The sequence below is a fragment of the Acinetobacter sp. ANC 4169 genome, from assembly GCF_002135355.1.
In the GTDB taxonomy this organism is placed as follows: Bacteria; Pseudomonadota; Gammaproteobacteria; order Pseudomonadales; family Moraxellaceae; genus Acinetobacter.
Genome location: NZ_NEGE01000011.1, coordinates 1 through 16,508, shown reverse-complemented (window position 1 = coordinate 16,508; position 16,508 = coordinate 1). Strand labels below are relative to the sequence as shown.

Here is a 16,508-nt window from a genome sequence, read left to right as displayed (position 1 = left end):
TGGCTGAGTCCATGTGAATAGCTGTTTATAAAGAAAGCCCTGTGCTTTGCTAAAGTTTTGACTTTGGCTTACTCAGGGCTTTTTTATGGGCAGAGAGAAAATTGATTTAAAATTTGCAAATCCAGTTGTATGTTATTGCTTAACGCTTGCGCGCAGCTCATAATTTTATGCCAGATCGCGGGGTTGAATTATTGAAATTTCAATCAATCCAACAATAAGAATGTACACCAGAGAATTGTTTATATGCAGGTTTATTATTTCTACCAACACCCCACTGAACAGCATATTTTTGTACAAAAAGACCAAAATACTGAAGCTGAACCAGTCTTTCTATGGATAGATTGCACCCGGGAAGATGTAGTGAACCGTGCAGATGAGTGGCAAAAAGAAATCTATCAATATACTCAGCTGATACTAAACGAGTTTCATGTGAGAGATGTTTTAAATTTAGAGCATCCTTGTACCTTCGATAGCATGGAAGACTATGACCTGCTGATTTTTCGTAAACTGATTACACCTGATGATGATATTAAGACCGGGGCACAAGCGCTGGAACAGCATGAAAAGATGTTTGGTTTAGCCACCACGCCAGTGAGCTTTATCATGACGCCTCAGGTGCTGATTACAGTGCGTGAACAGGGCAACAGGGCAGTTGAAAATTATATTTCACGGATTGAAATGAATTTTTCCCGTCCTGTTCAAGATCAAAACAAATCACGTAAAGTTTCTACTACCCCTTTAGACCTGGCTTTACGATTATTAAATAGCATTGTAGATGGCTATTTAGATTTACGTGTACCCCTGACCCGACGTGTAGAGTTCTGGCAGCAAGAATTACTGCAAGGCCATCGCAGATTTAGCAAATGGAATCAGCTATTACAGGAAAGCATGTCTTTTCAACAAGTAGAGAATCTCTGTGAAGAACAAATTGATGCCTTACAAGAATTGCGCGATGAAATTGTAGATAATTACCCACATTTAAAAGGCAAGAAAAAGTCTGAACGGCAAGATATTATGCTGGTGCGGATGGATGATTTGGTCAGTCATGTAGAACGAATTCAAAAACATACAGCTCGACTGCGTGCATCCATTCAGGCCGCAATGGACTTGCATTTTTCAGCCATTGCCAATCAAACCAATGAAAATATGCGGATTCTGGCCATTATTACCGCAATATTTGCCCCTTTAACTTTATTGACCGGGGTGTATGGAATGAACTTTGAGTTTATTCCAGGATTAAAATCTCCAACCGGGTTTTGGAGCATGCTGATTGTAATGCTGATTACCACGGTACTTTTGGTTTATTATTTTTATCGCCGGCATCTGGTGGGGAGAGGGGAAAAGAGCGTGATTGATTTGTTGGCACAACAGCATCAAGATCAACACGTGAACCTGTTCTGGTTTTTAAACTATGAGCCGATTAAGCAATCGGTCAAAGAAACCATGAAAGAAGTTGAAAAACTGACCAAGTTAAAATAAAAGGTCAGTTTTTATTCCTGCTCGCAATGTGTGATGCACAATCCTGCCAGTTGATTCAAACCCAAAATGGTCTTGGTTATTTTTAGTCTGCTGGAAGATTAGCTCACCTGAACACTCTGCGACAAAATCTTATAAATTTCATCTTTCATTTTGAGCTTCTTACGTTTTAATAAATCAATATCATCATTAATTAAATTGACCGGATTGAGCTCAAGCTGAGTAATCTCCTTATCGAGTTCCTGATGGTTCTCAAATATTTTTGCGAAATGAGGATCATCATGCCGTAGTTTATGGATCAATTCCTGATATTCAGGAAACATTCTCTTCACTTTTTTATTGCATTCTTTGGTTTTCATAAGCCTAGATTATTCTCCAGCGTTGAATTTCAGAACAAAATAACCACCACGTACCTGTTATATAAACGGTACGCTGGAGGTAGAAAAGTAGCCTTAAGCATCTTTTACATTGAAGTGTTTCACCTGTTTACGTAATCGTTGCACTTCATCAATCAAGTCGAGCATCATTGCCACAGCAGAAAAACTGGCATCAAAGTCGCGTTGCAAACGGTAGGCTCGACGTGCACGCGAAACATCATCACCAAAAAATTGATGAATTCTTTCTTCTGGACGCGTGTCTAAAATATCGTATTCAAGTAGCTGTAAAACCCATTCCGGACTTTGTCCACACGCATCAGCAAAATGCTTTAAATCAAAACTGTAATGTTCATCAATGACATCTGGAGCATTAAATTCATCAGATATAATTTCACGATAATGAATAGTCGTCATGATGTTCTCCTTAAGCATTGCGAGGCTTAAATGTTGCAAAAGCTTCGGCAAAAGCCTGGTAAGCCTGCTGTTCATGTTCAGTTTGCGCAGTTGGATACACGATATTTAAAACCAGATAGAGATGACCTGGCACTTTGCTTGGAATCCCTTTGTCCTTGAGTCGTAACTGTTGACCGGTTTTGGCATTTTTAGGCACATTCACCTGAATTTTTTTACCTTCGGGTGTCGATATTTCAATGCCTTGACCTAGTGCTGCTTCCCAAGGTGCGATATCCACGTTGTAATAAATATCGGCACCTTCAACCCGGATCCGTGCAGTGTCCTTATAGTGAATTTCGATATACAGATCGCCATTTTGCCCACCCTGAATGCCAGTTTGACCTTGGCCACTGAGGCGAATATGCTGGCCCTCTTTCATGCCTTTGGGAATTTTCACCTGCAAGGTCTTGCGCTGAACCTCAGGCTCTCCATAGGCATTTAAGGTGGGTATCTGCAAGGTAATTTGTTGGGTGGCACCGTGATAAGCAATTTCAGGCTCAATTTCTAGACTGGCATGCTGATCTTCGCCTTTATAACTGCGCTGTTGCTGTCTTTGCTGATTTTGATATTGATAGTTGCCGCCACCAAAACCGGAACCAAAGCGTCCAAAAAGGTCTTCAAAACCACTAAAATTGGACTGCTGTTGATTAAATCCCTGCCGGTAAAAGTGTGCGTTATCAAAACCCCCGGTTCCAGTCTGTGCTCCCGATTGATAAAAAGCTTCAGGATGATCCAGCTGAAAATCATATTCCGCTTTTTTCTCTTCGTTGCTTAGGGTGTCATAGGCAACATTAATGCTTTGCATCTTTTCTTCGGCATCGCTCTCTTTGCTGACATCAGGATGATATTTTCGGGCCAGTTTGCGGTAGGCTTTCTTGATTTGATCCTGCGTGGCATTGCGGTTAATGCCAAGAACTTCGTAATGACTTTTAGGCATAAACTGAGAAGCTGAAATTGATTATGTTTTAATCATTATTGTGTTTTTCATAAATCTGCAACAGTGTAGATCTGTACCTTATTGTTTCAAATCATGACAAAAAAAAGGCCCCTTAACAGGAGCCTTCGCAAATCATGAATAAGATCAATATTTAATCCATGTCACACTGCGGCCAATTACCGATACACCGACATAACCACGCAGGTTTAAGTGCTTGCCACTGGCACTGATGCGTGCTTTGCCCTTGTAAACTTTGCCGCCAATCGGATCAAGTACGCGACCATGATTAAATTCGCGTGGATTATCCGGATTCTGTTTAAATCCCCAAATAAAAGGTAAGCCAATAAACGGTTTATTTTTTAGGTTACCCGGGCAGTTTGAGCAGGTGACCATCTTCTCTGTACCAGGTACATTACGGGTCGCGACGATGACCCCCTCATAGGTACCATCCGGCTTTTTGCTAATTTCTACATCAGCACGAGAATAACCGGTTCGATCATCAATTGTTTTCCATTTGCCGACCAAAGGATCATTATTGTTTTCTGCAAAACTGAATGAAGAAAGTGTTGCTAATAGTATTCCTGTCATAACACCTTTATATAGATTCTTCATTAATTTCCCCTTTTTAAATGAATGGCTTATATTTTAGAGTAAACCCTCTAATTTATAACGAGATGTGGATATAAAATCAAATCATTAAATTGATAAATAAGTCACATAAATCATTAATTATGTTGTGGGGTTTATTCTTCGAGTATTTTTTGATTAAAAAACACGCTAATGAAATATTAAAATGTTTAAATTTTAATCCAATGAGTATTTTAATCGACTACTTAATATTGTTCTGAATTAAAGCAGAATGAAAAATTTTTATTATTTTTATACAACGTTGGAGTAAAACAAATTTTATCGGATGATATGTCTAAGTAAATAATAAAAATGAATTGTTTATAAATGGCAGGGTGAAGTACTCGGTGTTAAAAAAGGTAGGGTTCACAAGTTTCTATCTGCTTGAAAGATAAAAACTTGTGATAATTTATAAAGGTTTTATTCAACTCTAATCCAGGATACGGTTCGGCCGAGCAGGCTAGTGCCGATAAAGCCACGTAGGGTCAATACATTGCCTCGTGTATTCAGACGTCCTTTGCCCTGATAGGTATGACCTGACAGGGGATCTAGCACATGGCCCTCAATGAATTCATTGTTCTTTTTCGGGTTTTGCATGAACCCTGTTAAAATGGTCAGTCCAATCAAAGGCGCATTTTTTAATGTTCCTGTGCATTTTTCACAATGATCAATGGGTTCCCGGTTTGGAATGGCATGTACTTTAACAATTTTTCCCAGATAAGTACCATTGCTCTGTTTGGTAATTAAAACATCGGCACGTGCATAGCCTGTTTTGTCATCGATGGCTTTCCATGTTCCGCCTAAGTCCGATATTTGCGCGTAACTAAAAGTACTGGCAAGAAGTAATAATGTACTCACAACTATTTTTGTGTTCATGTCGCTATTCCACTCATTAATTTATTTTTATGCGGTCAAAATAAAACATTATTAAAAAAGATTATTTTGCTTTATTTTGATTAGAAATTTTACTCTAAAACATTCAGATTACAAGTGTATAAAATTGATATAAAAAAATAATGTATTTTATTTTAGGATAAAAAAAGAGCAGCAATTATTATTGCTGCTCTGATTTTGTTTACTTGATCAAATTAACTGAGATGTTTGCCAAATAAACCAAAAGCTTCTTCCGCAGTAAAAGTATAGCGGGTGCTACAGAACTGGCAGTCCATGGTAATTGGATTCTGGAATTCTAAAGTTTCACGTACTGCTTCTACACCAATTTGAATGAGCGCATTGGCACAACGTTCTTTAGAACAGGTACAGCCAAAGCTTAATTGTTCAGCTTCGGGTAAACGCACATCTTCTTCATTATACAAACGGTAAAGAATTTCAGTCGGTTCAAGCTCTGTAAGTTCTTCCGCTTTCAGGGTTTCGGTCAGCATGGTCAGGCGTGGCCACAGGTCTTCATCCACACGCTGCTGCTCTTCTTCACTGTTGCGTGGCAATAGTTGGATCAGCAGACCGCCAGAGCGTTCGGCCGAGCTGGCCAAAACAATTTTTGTTGGAATCTGTGCAGATAAATCATAATACTGCATTAAACAACCGGCCAAGGTATCGTGCTCAAGGGCAATAATGCCCTGATAGCGTTCACCAAACTCAGGTTCAATGTTAATAAACAGTACCGGATTGACCAGTGCATTCAACACCGTGCTGCTGTTTTCTGCCTGAAAGAAACGCGGATCTTCTTCATAATCGGCCGATGCACGTAACTCACCGCGATGGTTACATTCTGCCATAGCCCATTTGAACGTGCCGGCTGCCTGAATTTGCAGGCTGATCCGGCCTTTAATTTTCAGGGTGCTGGCCAGTAATGCCGTGGCACTCAGCATTTCTCCCAAAAGAATTTGAATGGCTTGCGGATAATCACGCTGCGCGAGGATCGTTTGCAAAACGCTTTCAAGATGGACCACTTCACCACGAATCGGGCAATTCTCAATATAAAAGCGTTGACGTAATTCAGACATAAATTTCTCCAATAGCCCGTGTTAATGGTGTCTATATTGTAAAACACAAGCTAGTTACTATCATCTCTTGTGACATCAATACGCTGATGTGCTAAGCCACGTTGTAAATTGACGCCAGTTGGTTCCTGACGAATCTGCGCATCACTTTCAAATAAATGTTCTAGCTCGGCCAAAGCATTACGATGGGTTTCATAAATTTTTTGTTCATCGGTATACACCCGTTGTTGCTGAAGCAACAGTTTTTCATCGTAATCGCGGAACAGTTCAATACTTTTATACGCATCTTCTTCGCTAATATCTAACTCGCGCAGGACACGATAAGCCATTCCCAAAGAAGACAGATAAGTTTCACGCCAGATATGTTCGACATCCAGATCACGCAGCAAATGCACATGATGACGATCTCGGGCGCGTACCAGAAGTTTCAGATTGGGGTAGTTGAGACGAATATGACGCGCCACATTCATGGAGTCCTCAATATCATCAATGGCCAAAACGAAAACCTTGGCGTGTTCAATACCCGCAGATCGTAAAATATCCGGCTGTGTGGCATCGCCATAGTATAGCGTACCGCCATATTTTCGCACGAAATCAACTTTTTCCAGATTACTGTCAATGGCAGTAAAAGACTGGTGCTGTAAATGGGCAATACGGGCAATGATCTGTCCAAAACGGCCAAAGCCGGCAATGATCATCGGGTTATGCGTATCTGGAATTTCATCATAAACCGGCGTTTTTTCTTTATCGATAAGCGGAATAATCCAGTTGCTGATGATCCAGTACAGCATTGGGGTGAGCACCATGGAAAGGGTCACAATCAAGGTTAAAGGCTCAAGCATGGCTTGAGTGAGTACTTTTTCACTACTGGCCACCTTGAGTACCACAAAGGCAAACTCACCGCCTTGAGCCAGACAGGTGGCAAGCAGCAAGCTGTTGCGCCATGAATAGTTTAAATAACGGGCAATAGCGGTCAGGGTTACGCTTTTGACCAGCATTAAAACCAGCGCACCGCCAATGATCAGCCACGGCATATCCACCAATAGAGATAATTGCGTGGTCATGCCGACGGTCATAAAGAACAGACCGAGTAATAAGCCTTTAAACGGCGCGATACTGGCTTCAAGTTCGTGGCGGAATTCAGAGTCGGCGAGCAATACCCCGGTTAAGAAAGCTCCTAAAGTGGTGCTGATTCCGAGTACATCCATCAGGGCAACCACGCCCAAGACAATAAACAAGCCGACTGCAGTAATCAGTTCATGTGCACCACTTTTGGCCACAAAACGGAAAAAGGGGCGCATCATATAGCGGCTAAACAGGAACAAACCGCTAAAAGTGGCAATAATTGCTGCAAAATAGGCAACGCCATGATGGGTCGATTCAGTACCAGCGAGTAGCGGAATAATCGCTAATAGCGGAATAGCAGCAATATCTTGGAACAATAAAATAGAAAAGGATTGTTGCCCGAAGGTGGTATTCAGTTGTTGCTTTTCCGCCAGAAGCTGTAATACAAAGGCCGTAGAGGAAAGTGCCAGTGCCATGCCAATCACAAAACTTGCAGAGAGGCTCTGGTTTAAGGCAAAAAAGATCAGCAGGGCCAGAATAATGCCGCTGATACCGACCTGCAAGCTACCCATCAAAAAGATCGATTTACGCATTTCCCACAGTCGTTGTGGACGCAGCTCCAGACCAATAATAAACATCAACAAAATGACGCCAAATTCCGCCAGTTCCTGAATCGCTTCCGGGTCACTGGCAATATTAAAGACGCTGGGACCGAGTAAAATACCGGTAAACAAATAGCCGAGTACGGTGGCAATGCCAAAACGCTTGGCGAGCGGCACCAAGAGTAGCGAAGCACCCAGAAAAATCGTAATTTGTAACAGTAGCGACATCGGTCTGTCCTAGAATTTATTTTAATTGCAAAAAATTTAAGCAAAGCATGAAACTTTGACTTAGCTTAATTCCTGAGGATCTATATCGAGTGTTAGTTTCATGGTTGAGGGCTTTTGATGCAACATGTTTTGCCACCAGCCACGAATATAAAAATGTAATCGGGCACGATCTTGCGATAACAGCACCATATGTGCCTGATAACGTCCGGCCTTGCGTTCCATCGGTGCGGGAATTGGCCCCCAGATATCAATCAGGTTTTCCGAAACCTGTCTGAGCGCCTGGGCATGCTGCTGCAAGAACTCTTGATGCTGTTCCTGACTTTTTGATTCACAGCGAATCAGGGCAGCATAACGAAAAGGCGGCAGCAATGCAGCTAGGCGTTCTTTTAGCGTCTGTTTGACAAAATGACGGTAGTCATCCTGAATTAAGGTATTCAGCAGGGGATGGTCTGGCCGTAAGGTTTGTAAATAGACTTCGCCTTTACGTTCACCGCGTCCCGCACGTCCTGCAACCTGTACAATCAGTTGTGCCGTGCGTTCGGTGGCACGGAAATCCACGCTGAGTAAGCCAGAATCAATATCCAGAATCGCCACCAAAGTCACATAGGGAAAATGGTGTCCTTTGGCCAGCATCTGGGTACCGAGCAGAATCACCGGTTCGCTTTTTTGAATCTTGTCATAAATTTTCTGCCAGCTGCCGACCCGACTGGTGGAATCGCGATCGACACGGATCACGTCAAAGTTGGGGAACAGTTGTTGTAAATGTTCTTCCACTTTGGCGGTGCCCAGACCAATCGGTTTTAATTCGCTATGCTTGCACTGCGGGCAATGATCGGGCATGCGGTGAATGCTGCCGCAGTGATGACAATGCAGATGCTGATAAGGCTGTCGATGCACGGTAAAGTTGGCATCACAATGCGGGCACTTGGCCTGCCAGGCACAGCTTTCACAAATCAGCACCGGTGCATAACCCCGGCGGTTCAAGAACACCAGCACCTGTTCTTTTTTATCCAGCCGCTTTTGAATTTCTTCAATCAGGTTTTGACTGATGCCATTTTGTTTTTGCGCAATTTTCAGATCAATCAGATGAATCTTTGGCATCACTGCGGCACCGGCACGCTGGTTCAGCTCTAAACGGGTTATTTTCCCCGATTCAACCAGCGCATAACTGTCAATGCTCGGTGTTGCTGAACCTAAAATAATTGGACAATTTTCAAGATGGGCACGATACATCGCTACATCCCGCGCATGGTAGCGAAAACCTTCCTGCTGTTTAAAGGACAGGTCATGTTCTTCATCGAGAATGATCAGTCCCAGATTTGGCAACGGCGTATAAATGGCAGAACGTGTTCCTAAAATGATGGAGGCTTTGCCTGTTTGTGCAGCCTGCCAGGCTTGCAGGCGTTTAGAATCGTTTAGTCCTGAATGTAGCAATACGATATTGCCATGAAAGCGCGACTGGAAACGGCTGATGGTTTGTGGAGTAAGCCCAATTTCGGGGACTAAAACCAAGACTTGCTTGCCCTGTTTTAGTACCTCTTGCATGATCTGCAAATAGACTTCGGTTTTACCGCTACCAGTGAGACCATCCAGCAAAAAAGCCTGATATTGTTTCTGTGCTTTCAATACCTGTTGAATGGCTTTCTTCTGATCTTCATTGGCGGTTAAGGGCATTTGTGCCAGAGTGACCGGCTGGGGACTAAAATCCTGATGTTCCAGAACACATTCCACAATGGCCTTTTTTTCCAGCGTTTTGAGTGTCGCCGTTTCAACCCCAGCCAAATTTAAGATATTTTCTGTGGTGCCTTGAGGATGCAGTTTTAAAACTTTATACGCTTGTTGCTGTTTTTCAGAGCGGGTCAGTTTGGCTTCAGCAGCCAAATCCAGCACTTTCCACATCCGGGCCAATAAATTATACGGTTTGCCCTGACGTAAAAATGTCGGTAAAGCGCTCTGAAATACTTCACCAATCGGAAATTGGTAATATTGCGCTGACCAGGTCAGTAAATTTAAGGTTTTTTGATCTAAAAGAGCATGCTCATCTAACAGCTCGGTGATGGCTTTAAGCTTAAAACGCGGATCAATCGGGGTATCGGCTGTTAATTTTTCAACAATGATCCCGACCAGATTTTGCCGTCCAAATGACACGGCGACACGCGCTCCCACTTCGGCTTGCTGATATTGTTCAGCCGTTACGGTGTAATCGAAACAGTCATAGATATGTACGGGTACAGCAACACGAATGCGATAAATGTCGGCTGGAGTCGATGGTGTATTTGGCATAAATAAGGGTCAAAGCGTCCTGATCAAATTTCGTCGTGCTAAAGGTCGAGTTATGTTAGAGTGAGCAAATCATTTATGTATAAGAATATGAATGATTTTGGTAGTCAGACGCAACTGCGCTGAAGCAAATTTTGGAAAATTAGAGCATCACAATGCCTGCATATCAATTTACTGCCATTGATGCTTCAGGGAAGCAGCAAAAAGGCGTGCTAGAGGGTGACTCGGCACGTCAAATCCGTCAACAGCTCAGAGACAAAGCGCTTATTCCTGTGACGGTTGATCCTGTCGAGCAAAAAGATAAGCATAACTCCACCCGCTGGTTTCAGAAAAAAATTACCGCTTATGATTTGGCACTATTTACCCGTCAGCTTTCGGTTTTGGTGGCAGCTGCAATTCCTTTAGAGGAAGCACTGCGGGCTGTGGGTAAGCAAAGTGAAAAAGCCCATGTACAGAACCTGTTGATGTCAGTGCGTTCCAAAGTCATGGAAGGGCATTCACTCGCCAATGCTTTGCAGCAAGCAGGGCGTTTACCGGATTTATATATCGCGACCATCGCAGCGGGTGAACGCTCGGGACATCTGGATTTAATTCTGGATCAGTTAGCAGATTACACTGAAAATCGCTTTACCATGCAGAAAAAAGTGCAGGGTGCGATGATTTATCCGATTATCTTGATGCTGATGTCCTTTGCCATTGTGATGGGGCTGATGACTTATGTGGTTCCCGACATCGTCAAGACTTTTGACCAGAGTAAAGATGCCTTGCCATGGATCACGGTTGCCTTAATGAAAGCCAGCGATTTTATCCGGGTGGCCTGGCCATTTTTACTGGTCGCGGGCGTGGTGGGTTTTACTGGGCTGCTACGCTTTTTAAGAACCACAGCCGGACATTATGCATTTGATCGTTTAACGCTGAAATTGCCATTATTGGGTAAATTGTCACGTGGTATCAATGCCGCCCGTTTTGCCAGTACCTTATCTATTTTGACCCAATCTGGCGTACCTTTGGTAGATGCATTGAAGATTGGCGCCGCAGTCAGTAATAACTGGGTGATTCGAGATGCTGTCAATCTGGCTGCCGAACGCGTTACCGAAGGGGGTAACCTGGCCACACAACTGGACCGTAGTGGTTATTTCCCCCCGATGATGGTACAAATGATCAAAAGTGGTGAAGCCTCTGGGGAACTGGATCGTATGCTGGCACGTGCCTCTACCATGCAGGATCGGGAAGTGACCACCCTCATTTCAACTTTGCTGGCTCTGCTTGAACCGCTGATGCTGATTTTAATGGCAAGTATTGTGCTGGTGATTGTGATTGCGGTGATGCTGCCAATCGTGAATATGAATAATATGATTTAATAAAATTGCGTGAAAAAGATGAATAGGAATAAAGCCAAAATGCAACACAAAGAGATTGTCGTGAATGATATTCAAACCTCCTCAAGCATAGCTTTCGGACTTTCTTGCGAGGTAACGCCTCTCAGGTCGAGTGATGGTTCTATGTGCCACCTCGAGCATAGCTCTCGGTCTTGCGTTCGTGCAAAGCGTAGCTTTGCTCACACTCACTCAGGCTTTACCCTCATTGAAGTGATGGTGGTGATTGTTATTCTGGGTGTGCTTGCAGCACTCATCGTTCCGAATGTGATGGGGCGTGGTGAAAAAGCCAAAGTCGATACTTCTGCAATTACCTTAAAAGGTGTGGCCGGCGCTTTGGATCAATATAAACTCGATAATGGTAAATATCCTTCCATGCAAGATGGCGGTTTAGATGCTTTGGTGAATCAGCCGGCTTCGGCAAAAAACTGGATGCAGGGTGGTTATGTCAAAGGGGGTTATCCCAAAGACAGTTGGGATAATGATATTCAATATGTAATTCCTGGTGCTGAAGGCCGTCCATTCGATTTATATTCTTTTGGTGCCGACGGTAAAGAAGGCGGTGAAGGTACAGATGCCGATATTTATTATCAACCTTAATTAAAAAGTCTTAATTATTTTAAGGATATGAAATATATCACTTCACTTTATCTGGTTATTCAATACTAAGTGAAGTGATAATAAATCTTAATTATAAAATATATATTAAGTTATTGAATTTAATTAAAATTATATAATATTGGCTGTTTGAGAGTTATAATAAGAATTATTCCCATATTTGATAGTTACAATAATGATTATATGTGAATGGAAATAGACTTTCTATTTATTCAAAAGCTTGCATAATGTTCTGAATGGCAACGGTTTTGCCGGGGAGAATGGAATGAAAGCATTAATAATATCGGATGAAATTAACCAATTTCATTGGGCAATGCTCAAGTCTGTTCTTTTAATTTTGAGTTTGCTTCCCATGAGTCAGGGCATTTTAACATTATGGAATGCAACCGAAGGAAGTAGCCAGATTATGGTAGGCTTTTTTGCAATCAGTGTATTGAGTGCATTATTTATATTGTGCTTTTGGTCTGCCTTAAAAGCGACGGTACTCAATTTAAAACAACAACAGACTTCAGCTTTAGAACACATGGTAGTAAAAATTTATCGCTATATTCCTATGGTGTTTTTAACTGTCATGGTGTCCTATCTGGTCACCCAGTTATAAAACCAATTGAATCAAAAAACCGGGATGAAGATTCCGGTTTTTTTATCGCTTCAGATTTAGAAACTCATCTTATTAAAATTGTCATTTTTAAGTCATCGATTGTCAGATTTGTTGTATAGGAAGTCACCACATATGAATTAGAATTTTCGACAAGAAATAGAAAACTATACGGTGTGAGTGAACAATGCAGCAGATTGATTGGCAGGATTTTATAAAGGTTGAATTGCGGGTAGGACGAGTCATTCGCGCAGAAGTATTTGAACAGGCCAGAAAGCCGGCTTATATTTTATATGTAAATTTTGGTGACGAATTAGGAATAAAAAAATCGAGCGCTCAGATTACCGATTTATATCAACCTGAGCAGCTGATAGGAAAGTTGGTGGTCGCAGTTGTGAATTTTCCCAAAAAGCAAATTGGTCCAATCCAGTCAGAATGTCTGGTCACAGGCTTTCATAATGAGGCAGGGCAGGTGGTGTTATGTACACCGGATATTGAGGTTCCACTGGGGACAAAATTGTTGTAACAAAAAACCGAGATATTTATCTCGGTTTTTTATTTCATTTTAACAACGCCCCCCTCTATTAAAGGGAGGTTGGAAGGGATTTTAACGTCGTGATTTAAACGACACATCAACCTTACGTGGACGGAAGCGCCAACCCAGCAGTAATAGCAAGATCGACACAATCAGCACTGGCCAGTCGCTTAAGCGCATATACAAGGTTTCACCTTGCATTGCAGGCAGTTCACCACGAAGAATGGCTGTTTGATCGGTCGGTGCCTGTTTCACAATATGCCCGTTGTGATCAATAAAGGCAGTTACACCGGTATTGGTGGCACGAATAAACCAGCGGCCATTTTCTTTGGCGCGCATTTGCACCATTTGTAAATGTTGCCAAGGTCCCGCAGTACCGGTAAACCAGGCATCATTGGAGACCGTAACCAGATAATCGCTTTGACTGGCATTGCGACGGGTCAGGTTTGGATAAGCCACTTCATAACAGATAGCTGCACCCAGCGCATGATTTTTTACGTCTAATGGTTTTTGGTCACGGGCACCACGAGAAAAACCACTCATGGAAGGGTCATTTTGCAATGCCGGCAGTACCCAACTGAGCCAGCCAGATAAAGGTACATATTCGCCAAACGGAACCAGACGTTGCTTTTTATACAAGCCTTCAGACTCATCACCCATTGCCATAATGCTGTTGTAATACATCGGGTGCTGTTCAATTTTGGATTCTTTCAAATCCCAATAAGGAAGGCCGGTGACCCAAGCTGTTCCAGATTTTTCTGCCTGAACTTTCATGGCATCGAGGAAAGGTTCGATATCGGTCTGGAACATGGGAATCGAAGATTCTGGCCAGACAATCAGATCGCGTCCCCATTCAGTGCGGCTTAAATTGGCATAGATCATCAAGGTTTTGACTTGATACTCGGTTAGCCATTTCAGGTCTTGCGGAATATTGCCTTGAATCAGGGAAACCGAAAGCGGCTTCTCATCTTTTTGTTCCACAAACTGAAGATGGGAAGCACCCCAAGCACCCAGCAGTATCAGGGCTGAAGGGATAATCCAGAATATGCGTTTATTCAGGATTTCCACCAGCGCACAGGCCAAGATAATCACCACAAACGAGACACCGAAGATCCCAAACAGTGGTGCATAGTTATCCAGGAAACGTTCAGTAAAGGCATAACCTGCAAATAGCCAAGGAAAGCCGGTAAATACCCAGGTTTTTGCCCACTCAAAGAACACCCAAAGCGGTGCAAAAGTCAGTGGCGTTTCAGGGAAGAATCGACGATAGATCCAGGTTTGCAACGCGGTAAACAAGCCCATTAACAATGCCATGAAGGCAATCATTAATACACTGACAAAAGAACTGGTATCCCCATAGACATGGATGGAGGTATATAGCCAAAATGCGCCAACAAACCATAAACCAAAGCCATAGGCCCAGCCAATGCCAAAAGCCTGCTTTGCTGAACGTTTACGTAGTGAAGCATAGAGCAGGGCTGGGGATAGCAGTGCCAACCACCAGTAATAATAAGGTGCCAGCGCAAAACTGAACATGGCACCTGAAAAAAGCGAAATTAAAAAGGGATAAATAAACGGGAGCTGTTTTTGTTGTTGAGATGAATTTAACAGCTTATCAAAGTAAGTTCTCATTTACGGACAGCTCGAATCAGATGAATAGTACGTGCATCTGCTTCTACAATGGTGAATTCCCAATTTTCAAGTTCAATCACTTGACCTTGTAAATCGCTGACTAAACCAATTTCTTGAAGCAATAAACCGCCGACAGTTTCTACTTCATCATCGGAAAAATCAGCATCTAAAACATTGTTAAAGTGTTCAATTGGTGTAAGTGCTTGAACAAGCCAGGTATTCGCCGTGTGTGGGTCATTATCGGGAATAATGTACTGGGCTTCTTCATCCACCTTGTCGTGTTCATCTTCAATTTCACCGACAATCTCTTCCAGAATATCTTCCAGCGTGACTAGGCCTGAAGTAGTTCCATATTCATCAATCACGACAGCAATATGGGTCTGGGTGTTTTTCAACATCCGCATGACCTGGTCAGAACGGGCACTTTCCGGCACAAACAGCGGTTGGCGCATGAGTGCGCGAATGTCCACTTTGGATGTCGGCTCGGTCAGAAATGGCAATAGGTCTTTGGCCAATAAAATGCCGACCACATTATCCGGCTGGACAGATGAAAAAACAGGAAAACGTGAATGGGCAGATTCAACCAGCACATGCAGAATATCGAATAGCTGATCATCTTCTTGTAAGCTGATCATGGCGGTTCGCGGAGTCATGACCTCACGAATTTTGGTTGCTGGAAGGTCAAGCACGCCTTCAAGCATGGCAACCGTATCGGGTTCTAAAAAACGACGTGAATCTTGTACTAATTTTAGCAGTTCGTCGCGAGTTTCGGGTGCTGTACCCAGCCATTTGCGTAAGCCGCGCATGCCCCACGACGGGCCTGATTCCTCGTGCATGATCTTTCCTAAAGACTCTTAATATCTAAAATACATAATTTTAATCATACCGTAGAAAATACAGTTGTCTATCGCTAATATTCATCTAATCCATAGGCAAATGAGTCAGAAAAAGAGACTATCTTCTTCATTTTCCTGCACATCACAGGGTGTTTATGTTTATGCTAAAATAATCGCAGATTTTAAACCTGAGTTTTCTGATGTCTGAACCCTCTGTCACTCCAAGCATTCAATTAAATACCCGTGGATTACGTTGTCCTGAACCCGTGATGATGCTGCATCAGGCGATTCGTAAATCGAGGTCTGGCGATGTGGTTGAAGTGTTTGCGACAGATAATTCAACTTCTTGGGATATTCCAAAATTTTGTATGCACTTGGGACATGAATTGTTATTGCAAGAAGAACGTTTAGATGAAAACGGCAATAAAGAATTTCATTATTTGGTGCAGAAGGGTTAGAGCGATTCAGCATAATTTTTTCTAAAAGCTAAAATAAAAAAATCCCTGCGTGATGCAGGGATTTTTTATTGTAATGGTAAGGTGAGACACGTTAAAACAAAGTTTTAACGTGCCGCATCAAACATTACATATTTGGATACTAATTACATGTTCGGATAATTAGGACCACCGCCACCCTCAGGTGTTACCCAAGTGATGTTTTGTGATGGGTCTTTAATGTCGCAGGTCTTGCAGTGCACACAGTTGGCTGCATTGATCTGGAAGCGTTTCGAACCGTCGCTGTCTTCCATGATTTCATAGACCCCGGCCGGGCAGTAGCGCTGCGCAGGCTCATCCCATTTTGGCAGGTTAACGTTCACCGGAATCGAGGCATCGGTCAGCTTCAAATGTGCCGGCTGGTTTTCTTCATGCACGGTATTCGATACAAACACCGAAGACAGGCGGTCAAA

17 protein-coding genes are annotated in these 16,508 nt (G+C 42.7%); 6 read left to right on the top strand and 11 right to left on the bottom strand.

Annotation, left to right across the window (positions count from 1 at the left end; all coding sequences use genetic code 11):
* Nucleotides 1-243: 243 nt before the first annotated feature.
* The gene (locus B9T26_RS09565; RefSeq protein ID WP_086199481.1) at nt 244-1,479 is read left to right on the top strand and encodes a magnesium transporter CorA family protein; all 1,236 of its coding nucleotides are present in this window, start codon (nt 244-246) and stop codon (nt 1,477-1,479) included.
* A gap of 98 nt (nt 1,480-1,577) precedes the next feature.
* Here the strand turns inward: B9T26_RS09565 and B9T26_RS09560 are convergent, their stop codons facing one another.
* From B9T26_RS09560 to B9T26_RS09525, 8 genes are all read right to left on the bottom strand, one after another.
* Nucleotides 1,578-1,835: a YdcH family protein gene (locus B9T26_RS09560; RefSeq protein WP_086199480.1), complete on the bottom strand. Its 258-nt coding sequence runs from the start codon at nt 1,833-1,835 to the stop codon at nt 1,578-1,580.
* Nucleotides 1,836-1,928: 93 nt separating this feature from the next.
* On the bottom strand, nt 1,929-2,267 hold the full coding sequence (locus B9T26_RS09555; protein WP_086199479.1) for a chaperone modulator CbpM: 339 nt from the start codon (nt 2,265-2,267) through the stop codon (nt 1,929-1,931).
* A gap of 10 nt (nt 2,268-2,277) precedes the next feature.
* Nucleotides 2,278-3,243: a DnaJ C-terminal domain-containing protein gene (locus tag B9T26_RS09550; protein ID WP_086199478.1), complete on the bottom strand. Its 966-nt coding sequence runs from the start codon at nt 3,241-3,243 to the stop codon at nt 2,278-2,280.
* A gap of 144 nt (nt 3,244-3,387) precedes the next feature.
* The gene (locus tag B9T26_RS09545; RefSeq protein ID WP_086199477.1) at nt 3,388-3,855 is read right to left on the bottom strand and encodes a DUF2147 domain-containing protein; all 468 of its coding nucleotides are present in this window, start codon (nt 3,853-3,855) and stop codon (nt 3,388-3,390) included.
* Between the two features lie 435 nt (nt 3,856-4,290).
* Nucleotides 4,291-4,746, bottom strand: a complete 456-nt coding sequence (locus B9T26_RS09540) for a DUF2147 domain-containing protein (protein ID WP_086199476.1) — start codon at nt 4,744-4,746, stop codon at nt 4,291-4,293.
* Nucleotides 4,747-4,958: 212 nt separating this feature from the next.
* Nucleotides 4,959-5,834 carry an Hsp33 family molecular chaperone HslO gene (locus B9T26_RS09535; RefSeq protein ID WP_086199475.1) on the bottom strand — a complete coding sequence of 292 codons (876 nt, stop codon included), beginning with the start codon at nt 5,832-5,834 and terminating at the stop codon, nt 4,959-4,961.
* 50 nt (nt 5,835-5,884) lie between these two features.
* A complete protein-coding gene (locus B9T26_RS09530) occupies nt 5,885-7,726 on the bottom strand; it encodes a monovalent cation:proton antiporter-2 (CPA2) family protein (protein WP_086199474.1) in 1,842 nt (613 codons plus the stop codon).
* 60 nt (nt 7,727-7,786) lie between these two features.
* Complete coding sequence (locus B9T26_RS09525; protein WP_086199473.1) at nt 7,787-10,009, bottom strand: primosomal protein N'; 2,223 nt, start codon at nt 10,007-10,009, stop codon at nt 7,787-7,789.
* Nucleotides 10,010-10,161: 152 nt separating this feature from the next.
* On the opposite strand from B9T26_RS09525, the gene gspF reads away from it, so the two are divergent.
* The 4 genes from gspF (at nt 10,162) to B9T26_RS09505 (ending at nt 13,124) form a co-directional block, all read left to right on the top strand.
* Complete coding sequence (gene gspF / locus B9T26_RS09520) at nt 10,162-11,367, top strand: type II secretion system inner membrane protein GspF (protein ID WP_086199472.1); 1,206 nt, start codon at nt 10,162-10,164, stop codon at nt 11,365-11,367.
* 39 nt (nt 11,368-11,406) lie between these two features.
* Complete coding sequence (gene gspG, locus B9T26_RS09515; protein WP_413772765.1) at nt 11,407-11,982, top strand: type II secretion system major pseudopilin GspG; 576 nt, start codon at nt 11,407-11,409, stop codon at nt 11,980-11,982.
* 283 nt (nt 11,983-12,265) lie between these two features.
* Nucleotides 12,266-12,601 carry a hypothetical protein gene (locus B9T26_RS09510; RefSeq protein WP_086199576.1) on the top strand — a complete coding sequence of 112 codons (336 nt, stop codon included), beginning with the start codon at nt 12,266-12,268 and terminating at the stop codon, nt 12,599-12,601.
* 184 nt (nt 12,602-12,785) lie between these two features.
* Nucleotides 12,786-13,124, top strand: a complete 339-nt coding sequence (locus B9T26_RS09505; RefSeq protein ID WP_086199470.1) for a tRNA-binding protein — start codon at nt 12,786-12,788, stop codon at nt 13,122-13,124.
* A gap of 81 nt (nt 13,125-13,205) precedes the next feature.
* On the opposite strand, the gene lnt is transcribed toward B9T26_RS09505, so the two are convergent.
* Together lnt and B9T26_RS09495 are read right to left on the bottom strand one after the other, a co-directional pair.
* Nucleotides 13,206-14,765, bottom strand: coding sequence for an apolipoprotein N-acyltransferase (gene lnt / locus B9T26_RS09500; protein WP_086199469.1), 1,560 nt, complete (start codon nt 14,763-14,765; stop codon nt 13,206-13,208).
* The gene (locus B9T26_RS09495) at nt 14,762-15,601 is read right to left on the bottom strand and encodes an HlyC/CorC family transporter (protein WP_086199468.1); all 840 of its coding nucleotides are present in this window, start codon (nt 15,599-15,601) and stop codon (nt 14,762-14,764) included. The genes lnt and B9T26_RS09495 overlap by 4 nt, the downstream gene beginning before the upstream one ends.
* A 200-nt stretch (nt 15,602-15,801) precedes the next feature.
* Between B9T26_RS09495 and tusA the strand changes: the two genes are divergently transcribed.
* Nucleotides 15,802-16,059, top strand: a complete 258-nt coding sequence (tusA, locus tag B9T26_RS09490) for a sulfurtransferase TusA (protein WP_086199467.1) — start codon at nt 15,802-15,804, stop codon at nt 16,057-16,059.
* 143 nt (nt 16,060-16,202) lie between these two features.
* Here tusA and B9T26_RS09485 read toward each other — a convergent pair.
* On the bottom strand, nt 16,203-16,508 hold a 306-nt coding region (locus B9T26_RS09485; RefSeq protein WP_171262978.1), incomplete at its 5' end, for a 4Fe-4S dicluster domain-containing protein.

What these genes read in the sequence shown, in the direction of transcription:
- B9T26_RS09565 (WP_086199481.1), top strand. Translation starts at nt 244, where the DNA reads ATGCAGGTTTATTATTTCTACCAACACCCCACTGAACAGCATATTTTT.
- B9T26_RS09560 (WP_086199480.1), bottom strand. Translation starts at nt 1,835, where the DNA reads ATGAAAACCAAAGAATGCAATAAAAAAGTGAAGAGAATGTTTCCTGAA.
- B9T26_RS09555 (WP_086199479.1), bottom strand. Translation starts at nt 2,267, where the DNA reads ATGACGACTATTCATTATCGTGAAATTATATCTGATGAATTTAATGCT.
- B9T26_RS09550 (WP_086199478.1), bottom strand. Translation starts at nt 3,243, where the DNA reads ATGCCTAAAAGTCATTACGAAGTTCTTGGCATTAACCGCAATGCCACG.
- B9T26_RS09545 (WP_086199477.1), bottom strand. Translation starts at nt 3,855, where the DNA reads ATGAAGAATCTATATAAAGGTGTTATGACAGGAATACTATTAGCAACA.
- B9T26_RS09540 (WP_086199476.1), bottom strand. Translation starts at nt 4,746, where the DNA reads ATGAACACAAAAATAGTTGTGAGTACATTATTACTTCTTGCCAGTACT.
- B9T26_RS09535 (WP_086199475.1), bottom strand. Translation starts at nt 5,834, where the DNA reads ATGTCTGAATTACGTCAACGCTTTTATATTGAGAATTGCCCGATTCGT.
- B9T26_RS09530 (WP_086199474.1), bottom strand. Translation starts at nt 7,726, where the DNA reads ATGTCGCTACTGTTACAAATTACGATTTTTCTGGGTGCTTCGCTACTC.
- B9T26_RS09525 (WP_086199473.1), bottom strand. Translation starts at nt 10,009, where the DNA reads ATGCCAAATACACCATCGACTCCAGCCGACATTTATCGCATTCGTGTT.
- gspF (WP_086199472.1), top strand. Translation starts at nt 10,162, where the DNA reads ATGCCTGCATATCAATTTACTGCCATTGATGCTTCAGGGAAGCAGCAA.
- gspG (WP_413772765.1), top strand. Translation starts at nt 11,407, where the DNA reads ATGCAACACAAAGAGATTGTCGTGAATGATATTCAAACCTCCTCAAGC.
- B9T26_RS09510 (WP_086199576.1), top strand. Translation starts at nt 12,266, where the DNA reads ATGAAAGCATTAATAATATCGGATGAAATTAACCAATTTCATTGGGCA.
- B9T26_RS09505 (WP_086199470.1), top strand. Translation starts at nt 12,786, where the DNA reads ATGCAGCAGATTGATTGGCAGGATTTTATAAAGGTTGAATTGCGGGTA.
- lnt (WP_086199469.1), bottom strand. Translation starts at nt 14,765, where the DNA reads ATGAGAACTTACTTTGATAAGCTGTTAAATTCATCTCAACAACAAAAA.
- B9T26_RS09495 (WP_086199468.1), bottom strand. Translation starts at nt 15,601, where the DNA reads ATGCACGAGGAATCAGGCCCGTCGTGGGGCATGCGCGGCTTACGCAAA.
- tusA (WP_086199467.1), top strand. Translation starts at nt 15,802, where the DNA reads ATGTCTGAACCCTCTGTCACTCCAAGCATTCAATTAAATACCCGTGGA.